We start from the raw sequence: 431 nt of genomic DNA on the forward strand, positions 1-431 counted from the left end.
CCCTAAATGGTCTATAATATCAGTGCTACACATCAACAGTGCCGGATTGGGAGGGACGGTATCTCTCATCCAATCTCCGAAGCCTCTGGAAGTATAATAGTAGGGGTTAGAATCTCTTTCGTCGTACCCTAGAAACTGCAAAACTTCTCCCTGTTTGGTGATTTCAAGAGCCGAAAGCAAAGGCTCTCCGTCTTCGGTGTATTGAGTTTCGGTTTCGGTGGAGCGTAGGCGAACGCCTTTGTCGGCTTCAATTCTCACCATTGCGCTCGGGTCGAGCTTACCGTTGGACTTTTTGACGATTTCTACGTCGTCGCTGCCGCAGGCCGAGAAAACGACCGCTGCGAAAAGAAAATAAAGTAGATTTTTCATGGTATGAAGATTTAGATTTGCTGCAAAGGTACTAAAAAGCAAATAAACACGAAATAAATCCC

The 431-nt window shown here is 45.7% G+C and carries 1 protein-coding gene; it reads right to left on the reverse strand.

Annotated features, from left to right (window positions below; all coding sequences use genetic code 11):
• Positions 1 to 369, reverse strand: a 369-nt coding sequence (locus EII42_RS12310) for a hypothetical protein (RefSeq protein ID WP_148098063.1), incomplete at its 3' end; no start/stop codon positions are given.
• Positions 370 to 431 lie beyond the last annotated feature (62 nt).

It is taken from the genome of Tessaracoccus sp. OH4464_COT-324 (assembly GCF_003932855.1).
Lineage (GTDB): Bacteria > Actinomycetota > Actinomycetes > Propionibacteriales > Propionibacteriaceae > Arachnia.